Source organism: Corynebacterium cystitidis (genome assembly GCF_900187295.1).
Lineage (GTDB): Bacteria > Actinomycetota > Actinomycetes > Mycobacteriales > Mycobacteriaceae > Corynebacterium > Corynebacterium cystitidis.
This window is the reverse complement of the sequence record NZ_LT906473.1, coordinates 733,405-750,197: the sequence shown is the minus strand read 5'-3', so window position 1 is coordinate 750,197 and position 16,793 is coordinate 733,405. Positions and strand designations below refer to the sequence as shown.

Here is a 16,793-nt window from a genome sequence, read left to right as displayed (position 1 = left end):
TTCGCCCCTATTCGGACAGGGTTGCCAAGATCTCTTGAGCAAGCATGGTCACAGAACCCGCCCCCATGGTCAACACAACATCGCCGGGCTGCGTCAAATCCTTGACAGTCTGCGGCGCGACCGAAAAGTCCTTCTCATAGACAACCTCATTAGTCATCCTGTCAGTAATGATGCGCGAGTCAACACCCTCAACAGGCGCCTCGCGCGCCCCGAAGATATCAAGCACCACGGCAGCGTCGGCAAGCGACAGCGCCTCGGCGAACTCAAACGCGAATTCCTGCGTCCGGGAATACAGGTGGGGCTGGAAGCACACCACTACGCGTGCACCTGCACCCTCGGCATCGACCTTCTCGCGCGCCGCGGTCAGCACCGCATGAACCTCGGTGGGGTGGTGCGCGTAATCGTCGTACACGCGTGTGCCAACAAAGGGGCCGTCTTGAACTTCGCCGTGATACTCGAAGCGGCGACGCACACCAGTAAATTCGCTCAATCCGGCAGCAAGCCGCTTCGGATCAGCACCAGCCAGCGTTCCTGCGAGCAGAGCTGCAGCGGAATTCAACACCATGTGGCGGCCCGGGATCTCCAGAGCGTACTCAAGCTCCACGGATCCCCCCTCCGATCTCGCCAAAGTCACAGTCACCTCGGTGGCCCCGCTAGTCACCCGATCTTCCTCAACGATCACACCCGGAGTGATCTCCGGGTGTGCCTCAATAGCCCGGCGGGTTCCGTAGCCCAACACCGCAATACCGCGATCTAACGCACGCTGACCACATGCCGTGGCATGTTCGTCATCCAAGCACACCACCAGATGACCGCTGTTAGTGACGCGATCCGCGAACTCATCAAAAACCTGGAAGTAGGCTTCACGCGTACCAAAGTAGTCCAGGTGGTCTGGCTCAATATTAGTGATCACCGCAACGTCAGGCCGGTAGCGCAGCAGGGAGGCGTCCGACTCATCCGCTTCTGCCACAAACGCTTGACCAGTGCCATGATGCGCGTTGGTACCAGCACGGTTCAGTTGGCCACCAATCGCAAACGAAGGGTTCTCCCCGGCCGCCTGCAAAGCGACCACAGCCATCGATGTCGTCGAAGTCTTCCCATGAGTGCCTGCGAAAAGGACCTGGTTGTAGCCCTCCATCAACTCGCCGAGCAGGTCAGAGCGACGAATCACGGGGATGTTCTCCTCAGCTGCACGTTGCAACTCCGGATTATCCTGCGGGATCGCAGCAAAACTAGTCACCACCACCGTTGGCAACTCGCCTGCCAGCTCAAGATTGTCGGCTGCGTGGCCAATAGCCACCTTCGCCCCCTGCGTTGTCAACGCGCGCACCGGGCGCGAATCCTTCACATCGGACCCGGTCACCACACTGCCGCGGTCAAGCAAGATGCGCGCGACACCTGACATCCCCGAACCTCCAATTCCAATGAGATGGACGCGGGACAGGTCGATCGATTCTTGATCTAGGGTCACGGCAGTTCGTCTCCTTTAATTTTTAGTCTCTTGTTTGCTGGCTGCAACAAGCTTGTCAGCCAAAGTAGCAGCAACATTGCCGGCACCGCTGTCACGCAACGCCGAGCGCATCTTGTTATAGGTAGCAGGATTATCAAGGATGGCTATAACAGCCTCGGCCAGCACCGTGGCGTCTAAGTCCTCATCACGGATTGTCCGGGCCGCACCGGCCTCCACGAGATGGGCTGAGTTCAGGCCCTGCTCGCCATTGCCGTGTGGCAGGGGCACATAAATAGCGGGCAGCCCTGCAGCCGAATTTTCGGCCACCGTCATTGCGCCCGAGCGGCACACCACAATATCTGCCACAGCGAGGGCCGCCGACATGTCATTAATGTATGGCACCGCCACGTAATGATCATGCGGGTGCGGTGCGTCATTTTTTTGTCCATACGCATGGAGCACCTGGTAACCGGCGGCCACCAAGCGAGGCACTGCCTCTACCATGGCATTGTTCAGGTTCACTGCGCCTTGAGAGCCACCGGTAACCAGTACGGTCTTTCTCTCCGGGTCCAGGTCCCACGTTTTAAAACCACGTCGAGCCTTCTCACCGTCCTCATCCGCACCGACGGTCGGGCGCACCGGGATTCCAATGACGTCGCCTTCCATCCCAGATCCCGCCACCGCGTTAAAGCCACTCCCGCCCAGCCGAACACCCAGCTTGTTGGCCATGCCGGCCAGGGCATTGGTCTCCAGCACGAAAAACGGCAGGCGCAGCGAAGCCGCAGCCAGATACGCCGATGCAGCCACATACCCACCGGTGCCGAACACAATGTCCGCCCCGGTATCCTTCAGCACGTGACGTGCCTGCGAGACTGACTTAGCCACCTTGAATGGCAAACCGATCAGCTTCAAGGGCTGCTTCCGGGGAACCGGAACCGGGTCGATTAAACGCAGCTCGAAGCCACGGGCAGGCACAATTGATGTTTCCAGCCCCTTCGGCGTACCCAAGGCGACAACGGTGGCGTGGTGCTGATCACGGAGCACTTCACCAACGGCAAGCGCCGGCTCGATGTGCCCGGCGGTTCCGCCACCTGCCAAGACAACAGTGGGGGGTGTACCCATGTTTTTCCTCATTTCCTTATTATCGCCGACCGCGCCCCGAAAAATGGTCTAGGGCCGATGGTGCGCGTCGTGGCCGATCTGCGCCACCGTCGCGCCTACGGTGCCTATCGACGCCGGTCTCACCGCGTTCCCGGCGCACCCGTTCCGGTGCAGTAACCCGTGCTCTCACAGGAGCTTCACGACGACGCGCTGTCACAGGTTGGCCGTATTTTGAACGCTCGCCTCGTGGTTCATCGTGCGACGAAATCTTGCGTTGCCCTGGCGCGGTGGGTTCCGGAATGCCAAAGAGCCTGTCAAACAGTGGGCGACCGTGGTTTTGCATCGATGACACAGCTGGTGGCTCATGGCGTGCCACCGAAGCCAACAGTCCCATCGACCCCAAAGTAATGATGGCGGAGGTACCACCCGCAGAGATCATAGGTAGCTGAATACCCGTCACCGGCAACAAACCAACAACATAGCCGATATTGATGAATGCCTGCGAGACCACACCCGCGGTCAGGCTGGCTGCCAACAGTGATTGGTATTGGTTACGGGCGCGTCGGGCCGCGCGCAACCCGAAGAATCCCAGCCCGAAGAACATCAGAATCACAAGTGCGCCACCCCACAGGCCAAGTTCCTCACCGATGACGGCAAAGATGAAGTCATTCTTTGCCTCCGGGAGGTAGAACCATTTGGCTCGCGACTGTCCAAGCCCCACACCGAACAGGGAGCCGTCGGCAAGCGACAAGAAGCCCTGGTAAGACTGAAACGCTGTGTCCTGAGTATCTTCGAACCGTCCGAACAGCGCGTCAAAGAAGACGTGAAAACGGTGAGATCGAAAGCCCCCGGCGATCAGCACGAGGAACACCAACACCGCGCCGAAAGCTGCGACAGCCCCAACCCAGAGCCAGCTAATCCCGGCGAAAACAAGGACAAAACCGACGACAATGCCAAATGAGATTGCCATACCAAAGTCGCCCTGCCCCGCAATCAGCACGAAGCACAGGACTGAAACACCCGTAAACGGAATAAACCCGTTATTCCAGCTGGGGGAACGCGGATCTTTATTTGCTAGCAGGCTCGCTCCCCAAATAGCGATGGCGGCCTTGGCAAACTCGGACGGCTGCAATTGGAAACCGGGCAGCGCAATCCATGACTGGGAGCCCACTGACTCGCGTCCGGTACCCAGCGGCGTGAGCACCACGATGAGCAAGATGACGGCGATCAGCATCATCCACGGGGCCCACCTGCGGATGCGCTCCGGTGAGATACGTAAAGCCAAATAAAACGCGATGAGGCCAAGAACTACCATAAGCGCTTGTTTGACGGGCTGGGCCCACACCGTTTGATCGTCAATAACCGACCACGTCATTGACGAACTTGTCACCATGACCACACCAAGCCCGGCAAGCACTAGCACGATGGTGCGGATCATCTGATAGTCCAACAGTGGCTGGCCTGTCATCCACTCCGCAGCTTTATCGATGGCCTGGGCTGGCTTGGAGCGGCGCTGATTAGGTTGGGTAGGTCGGGTAGGTCGGGTGGTGGTCACGGCTATCCCCTCTCCTGCGGACTGATCGCGTGCGTTCGGGCAGCGGCGGCGAACATGTCTCCACGCTGCGCCATGCCGGTGTACATATCAAGACTTGCGGCTGCCGGCGCAAGTACCACCGAGTCCCCTGGGCGGACTTGCTGGGCAGCAAACTTCACTACCTCATTCATGGCAGCCTCAGGGTCGGTGGAATCACTGACAAACAGAGGTACATCCGGTGCCAGCTTGCGCAGCTCGACAGCGATTTCTTCGCGGTCCACGCCGAGCAGGCCGACGGCGCGGAACCTGTGCGAGTGAGCCGCCACCAGTTCAGCGACCGTTGCCCCTTTAAGCTGGCCTCCGGCAATCCATACCACTGTGCCCGCCCCGGCGAGAGCCGAATGAGCAGCATGCGGGTTGGTCGCCTTGGAGTTATCGATCCAGTCCACGCCACCGGCACGGTGAATAACAGTGCCCCGGTGCCCGTCGACCCGGAAATTACGTAAAGCTTCCGCCACGTCCTCAGCAGTGGCACCGAAAGAGCGAGCGAGAGCCGCGGCAGCGAGGGCATCGTATAACCCCGCAACACCTGCAGGTTCGATGCCGGTGGCCTGAGCCAAACGCCTGCGGTGGCCCTCCCACACCTCGACGAGATAATCATTGTCGATGCCGTACTGGTGTTCACCAGGTTCGTTCAAGGTAAACCCGATGATGTCGCCCCGACCGGTCTGGGCTGCGTATGCACGAACCTGTTCATCGTCAATCCCCGCCACCGCTACCGGTGCTTGCAGGACCTTGGCTTTGGCCTCGGCATAAGCTTCGAAGGAGCCGTGCCAGTCAATGTGGTCGTCTGCAAGATTGAGCAGCACTCCCCCATCAGGACGCAGCTGGTTGGACCAATACAGCTGAAAACTGGAAAGCTCGGCTACCAGTATGTCAACACGGTCAGGATCAGTCAGCGCATCAGCAACCGCAACACCGATGTTGCCGCAAGCGGCCGCACGCAACCCGGTATGGTGGCCGGCCTGGCTCATCATTTCCGCCAGCATGCCTGTGGTAGTTGTCTTGCCATTGGTCCCGGTAACCACCAGCCAGGTGCGCGCGGGCCCGAAGAACTCTGCCTTATCGAGGCGGAAGCACAGCTCCACATCACCGATGACTTCAACGCCAGCTTCTGCAGCTGCAACGAGTAGCGGCGAATCTGGGCGCCACCCAGGTGACGTTACGACGAGGCAGTATTCTTTTAACTCCTGTGTTGCTTCAGCCACACTCACCGCGTGTGCACCAGTCACGGTGATGATTTTAGAGCGGCTTACCTCGTTGTCATCAGCGACAACGGTCTCTACACCAAGTTCTCGGAGCAGACGTGCGGCCCCCAGACCGGACACGCCAGCGCCTGCGACAAGCACTCGACCGTTAAGGAAGTCTGGACGCGCAGTGGACATTTACAGACCAACTCCTGACGTTGTCAGCCATTCGGTATAGAAAATCGAAATGCCCAACGCCGAGGCAATGCCGGTGATCAGCCAGAAGCGAATCACCACGGTTGTTTCTGCCCAGCCGCCGGCTTCGAAGTGGTGGTGAAACGGTGCCATGCGGAAAACTCGCTTGCCTGTCGAGCGGAATGAGACGACCTGAATAACCACAGATGCTGCCTCAATGACGAAAAGGGCACCGATAATAATCATGAGTAAATGGGTGTGGCTTGCCACCGACAACCCAGCGACCAGGCCACCTAAGCCAAGCGAACCAGTATCCCCCATGAAGATCTTGGCGGGTGAGGCGTTCCACCACAGGAAGCCGGCACACGCCCCCATCCCCGCGGCAGCAAGCACAGCAAGATCCAAAGGATCACGCACGTTGTAGCAGCCAGGTTCTGCACTAATGGCACACGAATTACGGAACTGCCACCACGCAATCAAGGTATACGCACCCATCACCAAGGTGGTGCTACCAGCAGCTAAGCCATCAAGCCCATCGGTGAGATTGACCGCGTTAGACCACGCCGCAATCAGGATATACATAAAAATGAGAAAGAAGATGGTGCCGATAATCCCGCCGCCTAATGCAAGATCAACCGTGTCAATATCGCGGACGAATGACAACACTGTCGAACCAGGTGTGAGCCCTTCGGCATTGGGGAACTGCAAAATCAGCAGGCCGAACGCGATGGCTATCACCAACTGGGACACCAATTTGGCCGTCTTGTTTAGCCCCAGGTTCCGCCCCATATAGAGCTTGATGAAGTCATCGGCGAAACCGACACCACCTAAGGCAAGTGTGAGTCCGAGAACGAGCCAACCCGACGCGGTGAATCCGCCGCGGCCAGAGGCCAAGGACCACGCCCCGGCTACCAGGTAGGCCACAGTGATTGCCAACAGAATAGCAATACCGCCCATGGTGGGCGTTCCGCGCTTGTGGGCGTGCGACTGTGGGCCGTCTTCTCGGATTTCTTGGCCCATTCCTTGGCGGAAGAAAAACTTAATCAGCGCCGGAGTGGTGAAAATGGCCACCAGGAAGCTGACAATCCCCGCGATAATAATCTGTGTCACGATGGCCTACCTCAAGTTCCTTGTTCCAGTCTCCAATAGCGTCTCAGCTACTCGCCAAAGCCCCAATGCATTGGAAGCTTTGACCAAAATAACGTCTTTGTCTTCGCGCGCATGCCAGTTCTCTTCCCCTGGAGGCGCCGCTGAAATGATACCTTTCACGGCTGCAGTCGCCTCATCCACGTCGCGAACTAATTGAACGCGCACCCCCTTACCTGCAGCTGCAGAAGCCAAGGCTTGGGTTGCGGGGTTCACGCCCACTGCCACCAGATCAGTCACACGGTAGCGCGCCAGCTCGTCGGCAAGCGCGGTATGTTCCCGGACAGTGTCGCTTCCCAATTCGCCCATCTCACCGAGCACGGCAATGGAACGGGCCCCTGGGCGCGCCGCGGCCGTAAAACCGAGTGCAGCGATTCCCGCGCGCATGGATTCAGGGTTGGCATTGTACGCATCATTAATGATGGTCACGCCATCCGAGCGAGTTTGTAGATCCATCCGATTCGCTGAAGCCGAGCGTGCCGACGACAACGCGTGCGCAACATCCTCAGCCGTCATTCCCGACTCAATGCCCACCGCTGCTGCTGCCAAGGCATTAGACACCTGGTGCAGCCCGAAAACCCCCAGGCGCACCTGCTGTGGCACGTAGTTCGGAGAGTGTAGAAGAAAAGAAGCCCGGGCAACATCATCAAGCTGAATGTTGGTCGCGTAGTAATCCACATCTGCAGCCGCAGGGGTGGCAGCCGAGTAACGCACGACCCGGGCCACAGTCCGAGACGACATCGCGGCCACAAACGGGTCATCCGCATTAAGCACCGCCACCCCACCCTCGGCGGCGGGTGGAAGAGCCTCTACCAGCTCACCCTTGGCTTGGGCGATATTGCCGCGCGACCCGAATTCACCTAAGTGCGCGGTTCCTACGTTCAAAACAACACCGATCCGTGGCGGAGCAATCGTCGCTAAGTGCGCAATATGCCCGATGCCACGCGCAGACATCTCGGCGACAAGAAACTTGGTGCGCTCAGAACAGCGCAAGACAGTGTATGGATGCCCAATTTCGTTGTTGAAAGAACCGGGAGGTGCCACTGTCTCACCAGCGCGCGCTAGCACAGCAGCGATCAAATCTTTGGTGGAGGTCTTACCTGCGGAACCAGTCACCCCGACGATGGTGAGACCACCAGCCGCAGTCAACTGGGTGGCGACGTAGCGCGCAAGTGTGCTCATCCCTTCCACGACCGCGGACGCAGACCCGTCCGGATCATTCAACGCGAGATCCGAATTATCGTTCTCACGGCGCTGCACCGGAGGAACGATCACGGCGGGCACACCTACCTCACGGGCCGCGAGTACACCGACGGCCCCCTTCTCAATGGCGGTCTGCGCAAAATCATGTCCGTCGACATTAGCGCCCGGCAGGGCCACAAAAAGTCCACCCGGATTAATCTTGCGAGAATCGAACTCGACGAAACTTGTTACCAGCGACAAGCCGCCACCCCCAGAGGCATGATCTTCATCGGTATCAGCGACGCGACCATTGGTGATCTCGGCGATCTGGTTAAGACTAAGTGGAATCATTCCCAGCTACCCGTCCTTTCATGGTCAGCGGTGGATTCGTCGAAAAGCGTCATGGCGAATAATTTTCCCTCTTGAGCCGAAACTTAATCTGTCGAGCTGTGAAAGTGGGCCAAGGCACGGCGAACTTCCTCCCGGTCATCAAAATGATGGACCTCATCACCCACGATCTGGCCAACTTCGTGCCCCTTTCCGGTGACGATCACCGCGTCGCCAGGCTGCGCCCACTGGATCAATTCATCGATCGCTTCAGACCGCTCGCCTACTTCACGAAGCTCAACGTGGCGGCCTACTTCAGCCTGAGCCACCACCTCGGCGCGAGCCCCCTGCATGACAGCATAGCGGATTGCCGCTGGATCCTCTGAGCGTGGATTATCGTCGGTCACAATCACAAAATCTGCACCTTTGACACTCTCCGCACCCATAATCGGGCGTTTGGAGGCATCACGGTCCCCTCCCGCTCCGACGATCACCCCTACTCGCCCATCTACCTGACCACGCATGGTCTCTAAAACAGCAGCCACCGCCGCTGGCTTGTGGGCGTAATCAACCACAACAACAAAATCTTGGCCTTCGTCGATCCGCTCCATCCGCCCTGGGACTCCAGCAGTTTCCACACCCTTTAAGAATTGCGCCACATCGACTCCGGCAGTCGCCGCCAGAGCCGTGGCCAGCGCAGCGTTGGCAATATTGAAGTTGCCTGGCAGCGAAAGCGTGGTGGTGTAGTGCGTGCCGTTAACGTCAATGTCCAATGTTTGGGCACCGGTGGCATCAAGGTTGATGCGACGTGCCGACACATCGACACAGTCCTGTCCGCGCGTGCCGACGAGCACCGGCTGCTCTGCAACACCGGCCATGCGCTCACCCCATTGATCATCGACGCAAATCACCGCACGCCGGGCGTGAACCGCTGAAGCAGGGTCAAAAAACCGCGCCTTAGTGCGGAAATAATCCTCCAAGGAGGGGTGAAAATCAAGGTGATCCTGGCTCAGGTTCGTAAAACCAGCAACTGCGAATGAGGTGCCGTCAACCCGCCCTAAGCTCAATGCGTGAGACGATACTTCCATGACTACATGGGTCACGCCCTCATGACGCATCCGAGAAAACAGCGCCTGCAAGGTAGGAGCTTCTGGTGTTGTCAGTTTCGTGGCAACTTCGCGGCCGTCAATCCGCGTTCCCGTAGTCCCGATAATGCCTACCTTATGCCCCGCGGACATCAGGCCTGCCTCAAGCAAATACGTAGTGGTGGTCTTGCCTGAAGTACCGGTCACCCCCAAAACTGTCAGTGCTGCCGACGGGTGGCCGTAGATTTCTGCAGAGATCTCTCCCAGCACCGCGCGAATATCGTCTACCACCAGAACTGGACGACGATCACCCGCTCCAGTTAAGAGGGCCAATCCTGCCTCATCAGTCAGAATCGCGGCGGCCGGGGTCTCGCCCGCAAAGCGCGCACCGTGTACACGTGTTCCAGGAAGAGCCGCGAAAATACCTCCACTTTCAACATCAGCCGAATTCAAACTGATAGAGCTAAACTTGAGCGACTCAGGGGCTGCGGGCGCATTCTCGAGACGCGCCGAGGCGATCCGTGCAAGATCAACCAGCGACGGGGCGGGCTGCGTTGGCGTTGTCATGAAATACCCTTCTCCTTACTGCGCCTGCAAGATGATCGGATCATCAGCCGGCGGGTTCGGTGGAATGTTGTCGCGGTTGATCAACCAGTTGGCAATCTCGCGGAAGACTGGCGCTGCCGATTGTCCACCTGCTCCACCCTCCATGGGGCCACGCTGCGGTTCATCCAGCATGACTGCCACAACGAAGCGTGGATCGTCGGCAGGCGCGATGCCCGCGAAAGTAATCCAAAACTTGTTCTGAGAATACGCGCCGGTGTCAGGATCGACTTTCTGGGCCGTGCCTGTCTTCCCGGCAAGCTGGTAGCCCTCAATTCCCTGCCCCTGGGCCGTGCCGGAGTTCAACCCTGTCGGATCTTCTTGGAACACGGATTGAAACATATCCACTGTGGTCTTCGCAGTCTCGGGGCTGACCACCTGGGTGCGCGCCGGTTCCGGTTGCTCTACCGGCTTACCCTCGGCATCAGTAACCGATTCGATGATGCGAGGCTCAATGCGCTCGCCGCCGTTGGCCAGCGTTTGATAAATGCTGGCCATCTGCAGGGTGGTCCAGCTCATGCCCTGCCCAATTGGCAAATTGGCAAACGTCCCGCCTGACCACTGTTCCAGCGGCGGGTACAGCCCAGCGGACTCGTTGGGGAGTTCGATACCGGTAGTCTGCCCCACACCGAAACGGGTGAGGTAATCAGCGAAACGTTCTTCACCGAGGCGCTCGGCGATCATGAGCGTACCGACGTTCGACGATTTACCGAAGATACCGGCAGTGGTATACGGAACAACGCCGTGATCCCACGCGTCAGCGACAGTGACTCCCGCCATATTAATCGAGCCTGGGACTTGGTGGACCTCATCAGGAGTGGTCACACCCTCCTCTAGGGCTGCTGCGGCAGGGATAATTTTGGCCACAGAACCAGGTTCGTAAGGGTGGGAAATCGCCTGATTTTCAAAATCTCGGCCCTGGCTGAGCTGTTTCTCGAGGTCCCCATTCGGGTCAATCGTGTCCGTATTAGCCATAGCCAGTACATCGCCGGTGGCAACATCAAGAACAACTGCCTCCGCTGATTTCGCACCCGAGTTGGTCTTCGCTTGTTCCAGCAGCTGCTGGACATACGTTTGCAAATCCAGATCAATGGTGAGAGTAACATCACTGCCATCGATGGAAGGGACTTCGTCGCGAAGCGTTCCAGGGATAGCTTGCCCATCAGTAGAAACATCTTCGGTGCGACGCCCGTTATTACCCGTCAGCAACGCGTCGCCCGAGGCCTCGAGGCCGAACTGGCCCTGTCCATCCATGGACACTTTACCGATAATATTCTCTGCAATCGCACCATTGGGATACTGGCGGATATCCTGGTGGTCCGCGGCAACACCATGGAAGGTCGCTGCAATCTCATCAGCCAAGTCTGGATCCACGTTGCGCACAAGCACCTCATAGTGGTTATCGGCCTTCAACTTGTCCAGAATCTCTTTCGGGTCCACGTCCTCCGCATTGTCAGACGTGCTTTGCCCTGCAGCATCAATGAGCTTCGGAATTTCATTGGCCATGGTGCGCAACCGGTCTTCCGTTTTCGCCGGCAACTGCGCCTCGATCATTGCAGCATCCAAGCCCTCCTCTTCGAGCGCTGCACGCTCTTGCTGCGTGATTTCATCGCGCAGACGAATGGGTGAGACAGTCAGGGAACGAGCCTGCATAGTGTAGGCAAGTTGGTTTCCTTCGCGATCTTTTATTTCACCGCGGCGCGCCGGGTCGACGTAGATGCGCGCCCGTTGCTCCTCTGCCGCTGCAGAAAGTTCGGGCCCCCAAACAACTTGTACCCAAGCAAGCCGTCCAACAAGCAGAGCCGCCGCCACGGTAAAGGCTAAAAGGACAATCCCGAGGCGTTTGTGAGTGGTGGCTTTCTGATCAGTCACGGCCGTTAGTCACCTGCTTACTTTCCTACGTCATTATTGTCTAGATATTGTCTAGATTGTCTTGCTTGATCTGCGTGTTCCCCATCTTTGTTAAGCCACGAACTTCCAGCCTTAGAACTGTGCTGGGACGTTCGGGGAGTATGGTGCAACTGCTGGTGCAGGTTCCGGTGCTAAAACCGGAGCCGGCGCCTGTCCTGGGGCCTGCTCTGGTGCTTGGGCATCAGATGCTGGTGCTTCACCACGCTGATTAGGGCGGTTACTTGGTACTGTCCGGACGTTTTGGGGGCGGGCTTCGAGAGAATCCGAGACATCATCGGTTGCGTCTGGGTCGCTCGAGGCGCGTCCTGGTCGTACCGGTGCACCGTTGACATCAATCATAGGTTGCGTCGCGGGATCAGCCGGGCGACGCTCTGACAGCGCGCCATCGTTTTCGATATCGACAATTCCAGGGGTGACGGGAACCACCATTCCTGCTTTGCTTGCACGCCGAGCAACCTCGGCGGACGACTGGAGGTTTTCCAGGTCTCGGTTCAGGGTTTCAATCTCATTGGTGAGCTGGGTTTCCGTGGTCTGCAGCTCTTGGATTGCGAAAGTCTGTTGGGTGGAAAACGCCGAGAACATCATTGCTACTACAACACCGAGGACGAGCAGCGGGAGTACCACAAGCGACACTGCCGAGAAGCGACGCCTGGCATCCGTGGGCTGCTCGGTGATCCGGCGACCGCGGATCGAAACAACCTGCTTCGAACCCAACCGCCCTGAGTTGGTGCGGGGGACGTGCGGGGCAACACGCTGGCGGTAACCGGTTGGTGCGTGGGGAACTGTAGTGCGTGCCGACGATCGACCGGACGCCCGACTTGCGTCGTAGCGTGCGGTGTCGGCGTAGCCATAATCCTCGCGGCCATTCGTCTCTTTTAACAAAGTGGCGGTGGCCCCGGTCTCATAACCGGCAGTCAGGTCTCGGCTGGCTCCCATGGTCGTGTCCCTTCGATGTGGTGGCGTGTGATGTTGTGGTGATTAGGTGTCGTTCGGATCAGGAAGTTTCTCGATGACTCGGACCCTGACTGGTGCCGCCCGTGAGTTTTCATCGATTTCCGCTTGCGTTGCCTTCTCGGAACCATTGGTCACTGCACGGAAAAGCGGAGCGGTGCCGGGGAGGTCCATGGGTAACCCTGGCGGTGTCTTAGACGTGGTGAGCTCAGCAAAGGCGCGCTTGACAAGCTTGTCTTCCAGGGACTGGTAGCTCATAAACACCACTCGCCCACCAACACCCAAAGCACCGGTGATGACGGGGATGACATTTTCAACGGCTTCGAGCTCCCGATTCACTTCCACGCGCAACGCCTGGAATGTGCGCTTGGCGGGATGCCCGCCAGTGCGCCGGGTAGCTGCAGGAATAACGTTGTACAGCAGTTCAACGAGACGGCCCGAACGCTCGAAAGGCTCCTTCTCACGCTCTTTGATCACCGCAGAGGCAATCTTTCCAGCGAAGCGTTCATCGCCGTAGGTCTTAAGAATTCTGGCTAGGTCGCCGTGACTGTAGGTATTAAGCACCTCGGCTGCAGTGATCCCTGTTGTCGGGTCCATGCGCATATCTAGAGGTGCGTCGACGGAATATGCAAAGCCACGTTCCTTCTGGTCAAGCTGCATAGATGAGACACCAAGATCAAAAAGGGCTCCCGCCACACCGTGGTTACGGGCTAGTGCGAAAGTCTCGCCGGCTTCGTCGTTAAGCGTCCTGCCAATCTCGTCAAAGCGTGTCTGAACCGTGGTAAATCGGTCCCCAAACCGAGAAAGCCGTTTGGAGGCGTCGCGCAAGGCATTCGGGTCACGGTCCACGCCGATCACGCGGGCCTGGGGGAAAACTGTTAAGAAGTGTTCCGAGTGCCCGCCCGCACCGAGAGTGCCATCGACAATGACGGCATGAACACCGAACGCTTCCACGGCAGGAGCTAAGAGTTCCGTCACACGGTCACGCATTACGGGGACATGGCCGTGGTTGGCATCGATATTGAAATCCATCTGCTTCACGGCCAGGTCACCCCCTTCACAATTGGCTGCCGGTGTTGAACTCGTTGCGGGGAACGTATAGGGCCCTGCCCGAAGCGGTCACTCTGATGTCGGGGAAGTACACCAGAAAGACTCACGCTTCGGGCAGAGTCCGTACACGCTCTCCGTGCGTGGCTACCGCTAAAGCAGCCCGGAAAGAATGTCATCTTCGTCCGCTGCAGCGAACGCAGCTTCCGTTTCTTCTTGGTATTTAGCCCAGGACTGTGCGTCCCAGATTTCGAGAAAATCCACCGAACCGATTACTACGCATTCCTTGGTGAGGTTTGCGTATTCACGGTGCGACGGCGACAAGGTGATTCGCCCGGACCCGTCGGGGGTTTGCTCATCCGCGCTCGCTGCGAGGTTACGAATGAACGCACGTGCCTGTGGGTTCGTGCGAGAAACAGCTGCCGCCTTTCGTGCTCGGGCCGCAAATGCCTCCCGGGGGTACACCGCTAGAGAGTGGTCTTGCCCCTTGGTCACCATCAACCCGTCTGCAAGTTCCTCGCGAAACTTTGCAGGGAGGGTCAACCTGCCTTTGTCATCGAGCTTGGGTGTGTAGGTACCCAGAAACATCCCGGGCCACCTTCCTTCGCTCAACTACGCCGGTGTGAATCTTCCCCAGCGATCAGACAGTCACCCACCTGATCGCCAGTAAGCCCCACTTTAACCCACTTTGCCCCACAAACGCCACATCTGTCCCCGAATAACTTTTCAAAAATGAAATTACTGCAGGTAAAAGACATGATTACCGGGTGGCGAATGATCCCCCGATCATAACAATTTCAGTATCCCAGTTGCCACAAAAGTCACAACTCTTCGATTTTGACCCTCCAATAACGGCCATTGTCAACAATTCGAATGTCTATGACCTGCACATTCTCAGGGAATGTGGCGACGGTGGGGCAAAGTGGGGCGCGACGGTGGGGCAAAGTGGGCCACCCCGATAAAAGTGCTGCCACGGCAGGATGGCGGGGGCCGTGGCACCGAAGACTGGCGCTACGCCACCCCTGGATGGGGGCAAATTCCGACACGCGCATTATGCACACGGTGACAAAACTCGAAAATCGCGCCTCACAGATTTGTGAGGCGCGATTTTTAAGGCGCGTTGAAAATTGTCCCAGCAGCCACTGCTGCCGTGGGTTACCTGGTTAGTTCCCTTCGAAACGGCGACGGAAGTTTTCTTCCATCCGGGAGCTAACGCCATCCTTTCGTGGCGTCTTCGCCTTTTGCGCTGAATGATTAACAGGAGAAGCACCATCATTCGGAGTACGCAAAATCCACACGCCGGCACCGAGCATGACAAAGAAGCCAAGAACACTAAGCGCAATGAACCAAAGGCTGACCTGCGCTAACGCGACGCCAGTAACGAGCAGGACGAGGCCCACTACGACAAGAGCGACGCCTCGCAGCGTGATCTTTCCAGTCGCAGGGCCGTCACCAAACGATGAACTTCCTGAAACTTGCGCGCCAAATTTAGGATCGTCTGCCAGCAGCGACTGCTCAATTTCACGGAGCGCGCGCTGTTCTTGCTCTGAAAGGGCCACGATTCCTCCCGGTGTAGTGGTGTTATATGTCCGGACCGAACTCTCTAACTTCTCAACGTACAGGGTATCCCGTTTGTTCCCGCAGAGGGAATCACCTACTTTCTACCCCCTCACCAAACCTCTACACCCTCGCAGCTGCGCGACCTTACGCAGCTGCGCGACCTTACGCCACTGCCGCACCATCCGGACCGAAGACAGCATCGTCATAAAAAGCGTATGCCAGATCCAGAAGTGCAACCACGTCGGCACGGGGAGGGTGCTCCACAATTCCAGACGCCACCCGCCCACGCAAAGCGGAGTAGCGCTTAAATTGCACCGCCCACCCTTTACCTACCTCACCGGTAAGAGAGAGTTTGTCCCACGCACTCGTCGGCAAGCGCTTACGCCGTGCAATAACGGGCGAGGATGCATTTACAGCGCCTGCCACACGTAAGGCAGCCCGATACGCATCCTCAAGCGCAAGATCGCACTTTCCTTCACCGAGGTGAGCCGACGCAGAAGCCAGCAACGATTCCGCAGCGGAAAGAAAACTACCCACTCGTTTCGTTCCCTGGCCATGGTGACTCGCAGCCCCCATCACCGTTCCGGTAGTTGCCGAGATAACGCTGCTCATGTCCGCTTTCCTGCCTTTCTCAATCCTGGTTTCGCTGCACTTTGGTTTTAATGTTGTGAGATCACCGTAGAACACGCTCCCGACACTAGCCCGCAAAAAATTCGAACATAGATTCTAATTTTTCGCATCGCTGCAGGTACTTACAGCAAACATCGAAATTTAAAGGCAAAAAGAGCAGTCACATGGTTTTATAGACCATGTGAGTGTGACGTTGCGACGCCTCAGTGGCCCCGAGTTTTCGATCCTGGTTCCCCGACTTGTCGATATCTATATCGACGCCATGGGGTATGCCCCAGGAATCCGCAGCGACAGAATTCGCGTATGGCGCCGAGAGATCCACCAGCCGGGCTTCACATCACTCATCGCTGTGTTGAACGAAGAGGTCGTCGGAGTTTCCTACGGGTTCATCGGCAATCCCGAACGCTGGTGGGACCGCCAACTCCGCCGCGGATTTGCTGAACGCGGTGGGGCGACACCCCAACAACAGGAAATGTTGCGCGACTACTTTGAAGTCGCAGAAATTCATGTTGAGCCTCAGCTCCAAGTCCGCGGCATCGGGCGTGCTCTGCTCACTGAACTATTGTGGAACGCGCCGGCATCGTACGCGATGCTTTCAACACCTGAAGTTCCTGACGAAAATAACGCTGCGTTCGGATTGTATCGGTCCCTAGGCTTCGAAGATGTCTTGCGCGACTTCTTCTACCACGGAGATACCCGCCCCTTTGCAGTCCTCGCTCGCGCCCTCCCGCTTCCTCAAGAAAATAGGGCATAGATATCTCGATGTCGTGGGAGCTGGGTAGGGTTAAAGAAAATATCTCAACTCGATTTTCACAACACAATTT

The 16,793-nt window shown here is 57.8% G+C and carries 14 protein-coding genes; 1 reads left to right on the top strand and 13 read right to left on the bottom strand.

Annotated elements, in window-relative coordinates:
* Window positions 1-7: 7 nt before the first annotated feature.
* From murC to CKV99_RS03505, 13 genes are all read right to left on the bottom strand, one after another.
* Window positions 8-1,405 carry a UDP-N-acetylmuramate--L-alanine ligase gene (gene murC, locus CKV99_RS03565; protein WP_231910219.1) on the bottom strand — a complete coding sequence of 466 codons (1,398 nt, stop codon included), beginning with the start codon at window positions 1,403-1,405 and terminating at the stop codon, window positions 8-10.
* An 81-nt stretch (window positions 1,406-1,486) separates the two neighbouring features.
* Entirely contained in the window at window positions 1,487-2,572 is a 1,086-nt protein-coding gene (gene murG / locus CKV99_RS03560; RefSeq protein WP_092254520.1) for an undecaprenyldiphospho-muramoylpentapeptide beta-N-acetylglucosaminyltransferase, read from the bottom strand.
* A gap of 19 nt (window positions 2,573-2,591) precedes the next feature.
* Entirely contained in the window at window positions 2,592-4,106 is a 1,515-nt protein-coding gene (locus CKV99_RS03555; RefSeq protein WP_177178067.1) for an FtsW/RodA/SpoVE family cell cycle protein, read from the bottom strand.
* A gap of 2 nt (window positions 4,107-4,108) precedes the next feature.
* Entirely contained in the window at window positions 4,109-5,530 is a 1,422-nt protein-coding gene (murD, locus tag CKV99_RS03550; RefSeq protein WP_092254517.1) for a UDP-N-acetylmuramoyl-L-alanine--D-glutamate ligase, read from the bottom strand.
* Window positions 5,531-6,637, bottom strand: a complete 1,107-nt coding sequence (gene mraY, locus CKV99_RS03545; RefSeq protein WP_092254514.1) for a phospho-N-acetylmuramoyl-pentapeptide-transferase — start codon at window positions 6,635-6,637, stop codon at window positions 5,531-5,533.
* A 6-nt stretch (window positions 6,638-6,643) separates the two neighbouring features.
* Window positions 6,644-8,206: a UDP-N-acetylmuramoyl-tripeptide--D-alanyl-D-alanine ligase gene (locus CKV99_RS03540; protein ID WP_092254511.1), complete on the bottom strand. Its 1,563-nt coding sequence runs from the start codon at window positions 8,204-8,206 to the stop codon at window positions 6,644-6,646.
* Window positions 8,207-8,289: 83 nt separating this feature from the next.
* On the bottom strand, window positions 8,290-9,834 hold the full coding sequence (locus CKV99_RS03535) for a UDP-N-acetylmuramoyl-L-alanyl-D-glutamate--2,6-diaminopimelate ligase (RefSeq protein WP_092254508.1): 1,545 nt from the start codon (window positions 9,832-9,834) through the stop codon (window positions 8,290-8,292).
* A 15-nt stretch (window positions 9,835-9,849) separates the two neighbouring features.
* Window positions 9,850-11,742 (bottom strand): peptidoglycan D,D-transpeptidase FtsI family protein, encoded by a 1,893-nt coding sequence (locus CKV99_RS03530; RefSeq protein WP_092254505.1) that lies wholly within the window; start codon window positions 11,740-11,742, stop codon window positions 9,850-9,852.
* A 111-nt stretch (window positions 11,743-11,853) separates the two neighbouring features.
* A complete protein-coding gene (locus CKV99_RS03525) occupies window positions 11,854-12,717 on the bottom strand; it encodes a hypothetical protein (RefSeq protein WP_092254502.1) in 864 nt (287 codons plus the stop codon).
* Between the two features lie 42 nt (window positions 12,718-12,759).
* Window positions 12,760-13,764 (bottom strand): 16S rRNA (cytosine(1402)-N(4))-methyltransferase RsmH, encoded by a 1,005-nt coding sequence (rsmH, locus tag CKV99_RS03520; protein ID WP_092255614.1) that lies wholly within the window; start codon window positions 13,762-13,764, stop codon window positions 12,760-12,762.
* A 168-nt stretch (window positions 13,765-13,932) separates the two neighbouring features.
* Window positions 13,933-14,367, bottom strand: a complete 435-nt coding sequence (mraZ, locus tag CKV99_RS03515) for a division/cell wall cluster transcriptional repressor MraZ (protein WP_092254499.1) — start codon at window positions 14,365-14,367, stop codon at window positions 13,933-13,935.
* A gap of 575 nt (window positions 14,368-14,942) precedes the next feature.
* Window positions 14,943-15,338, bottom strand: coding sequence for a DUF3040 domain-containing protein (locus CKV99_RS03510; protein ID WP_092254496.1), 396 nt, complete (start codon window positions 15,336-15,338; stop codon window positions 14,943-14,945).
* A 163-nt stretch (window positions 15,339-15,501) separates the two neighbouring features.
* Window positions 15,502-15,951 carry an SAV_6107 family HEPN domain-containing protein gene (locus tag CKV99_RS03505; protein WP_092254494.1) on the bottom strand — a complete coding sequence of 150 codons (450 nt, stop codon included), beginning with the start codon at window positions 15,949-15,951 and terminating at the stop codon, window positions 15,502-15,504.
* Window positions 15,952-16,150: 199 nt separating this feature from the next.
* On the opposite strand from CKV99_RS03505, the gene CKV99_RS03500 reads away from it, so the two are divergent.
* On the top strand, window positions 16,151-16,723 hold the full coding sequence (locus CKV99_RS03500; protein WP_092254491.1) for a GNAT family N-acetyltransferase: 573 nt from the start codon (window positions 16,151-16,153) through the stop codon (window positions 16,721-16,723).
* The last annotated feature ends 70 nt before the right edge of the window (window positions 16,724-16,793 follow it).

What these genes read in the sequence shown, in the direction of transcription:
- murC (WP_231910219.1), bottom strand. Translation starts at nt 1,405, where the DNA reads ATGTCAGGTGTCGCGCGCATCTTGCTTGACCGCGGCAGTGTGGTGACC.
- murG (WP_092254520.1), bottom strand. Translation starts at nt 2,572, where the DNA reads ATGGGTACACCCCCCACTGTTGTCTTGGCAGGTGGCGGAACCGCCGGG.
- murD (WP_092254517.1), bottom strand. Translation starts at nt 5,530, where the DNA reads ATGTCCACTGCGCGTCCAGACTTCCTTAACGGTCGAGTGCTTGTCGCA.
- CKV99_RS03540 (WP_092254511.1), bottom strand. Translation starts at nt 8,206, where the DNA reads ATGATTCCACTTAGTCTTAACCAGATCGCCGAGATCACCAATGGTCGC.
- CKV99_RS03535 (WP_092254508.1), bottom strand. Translation starts at nt 9,834, where the DNA reads ATGACAACGCCAACGCAGCCCGCCCCGTCGCTGGTTGATCTTGCACGG.
- CKV99_RS03525 (WP_092254502.1), bottom strand. Translation starts at nt 12,717, where the DNA reads ATGGGAGCCAGCCGAGACCTGACTGCCGGTTATGAGACCGGGGCCACC.
- rsmH (WP_092255614.1), bottom strand. Translation starts at nt 13,764, where the DNA reads ATGGATTTCAATATCGATGCCAACCACGGCCATGTCCCCGTAATGCGT.
- mraZ (WP_092254499.1), bottom strand. Translation starts at nt 14,367, where the DNA reads ATGTTTCTGGGTACCTACACACCCAAGCTCGATGACAAAGGCAGGTTG.
- CKV99_RS03505 (WP_092254494.1), bottom strand. Translation starts at nt 15,951, where the DNA reads ATGAGCAGCGTTATCTCGGCAACTACCGGAACGGTGATGGGGGCTGCG.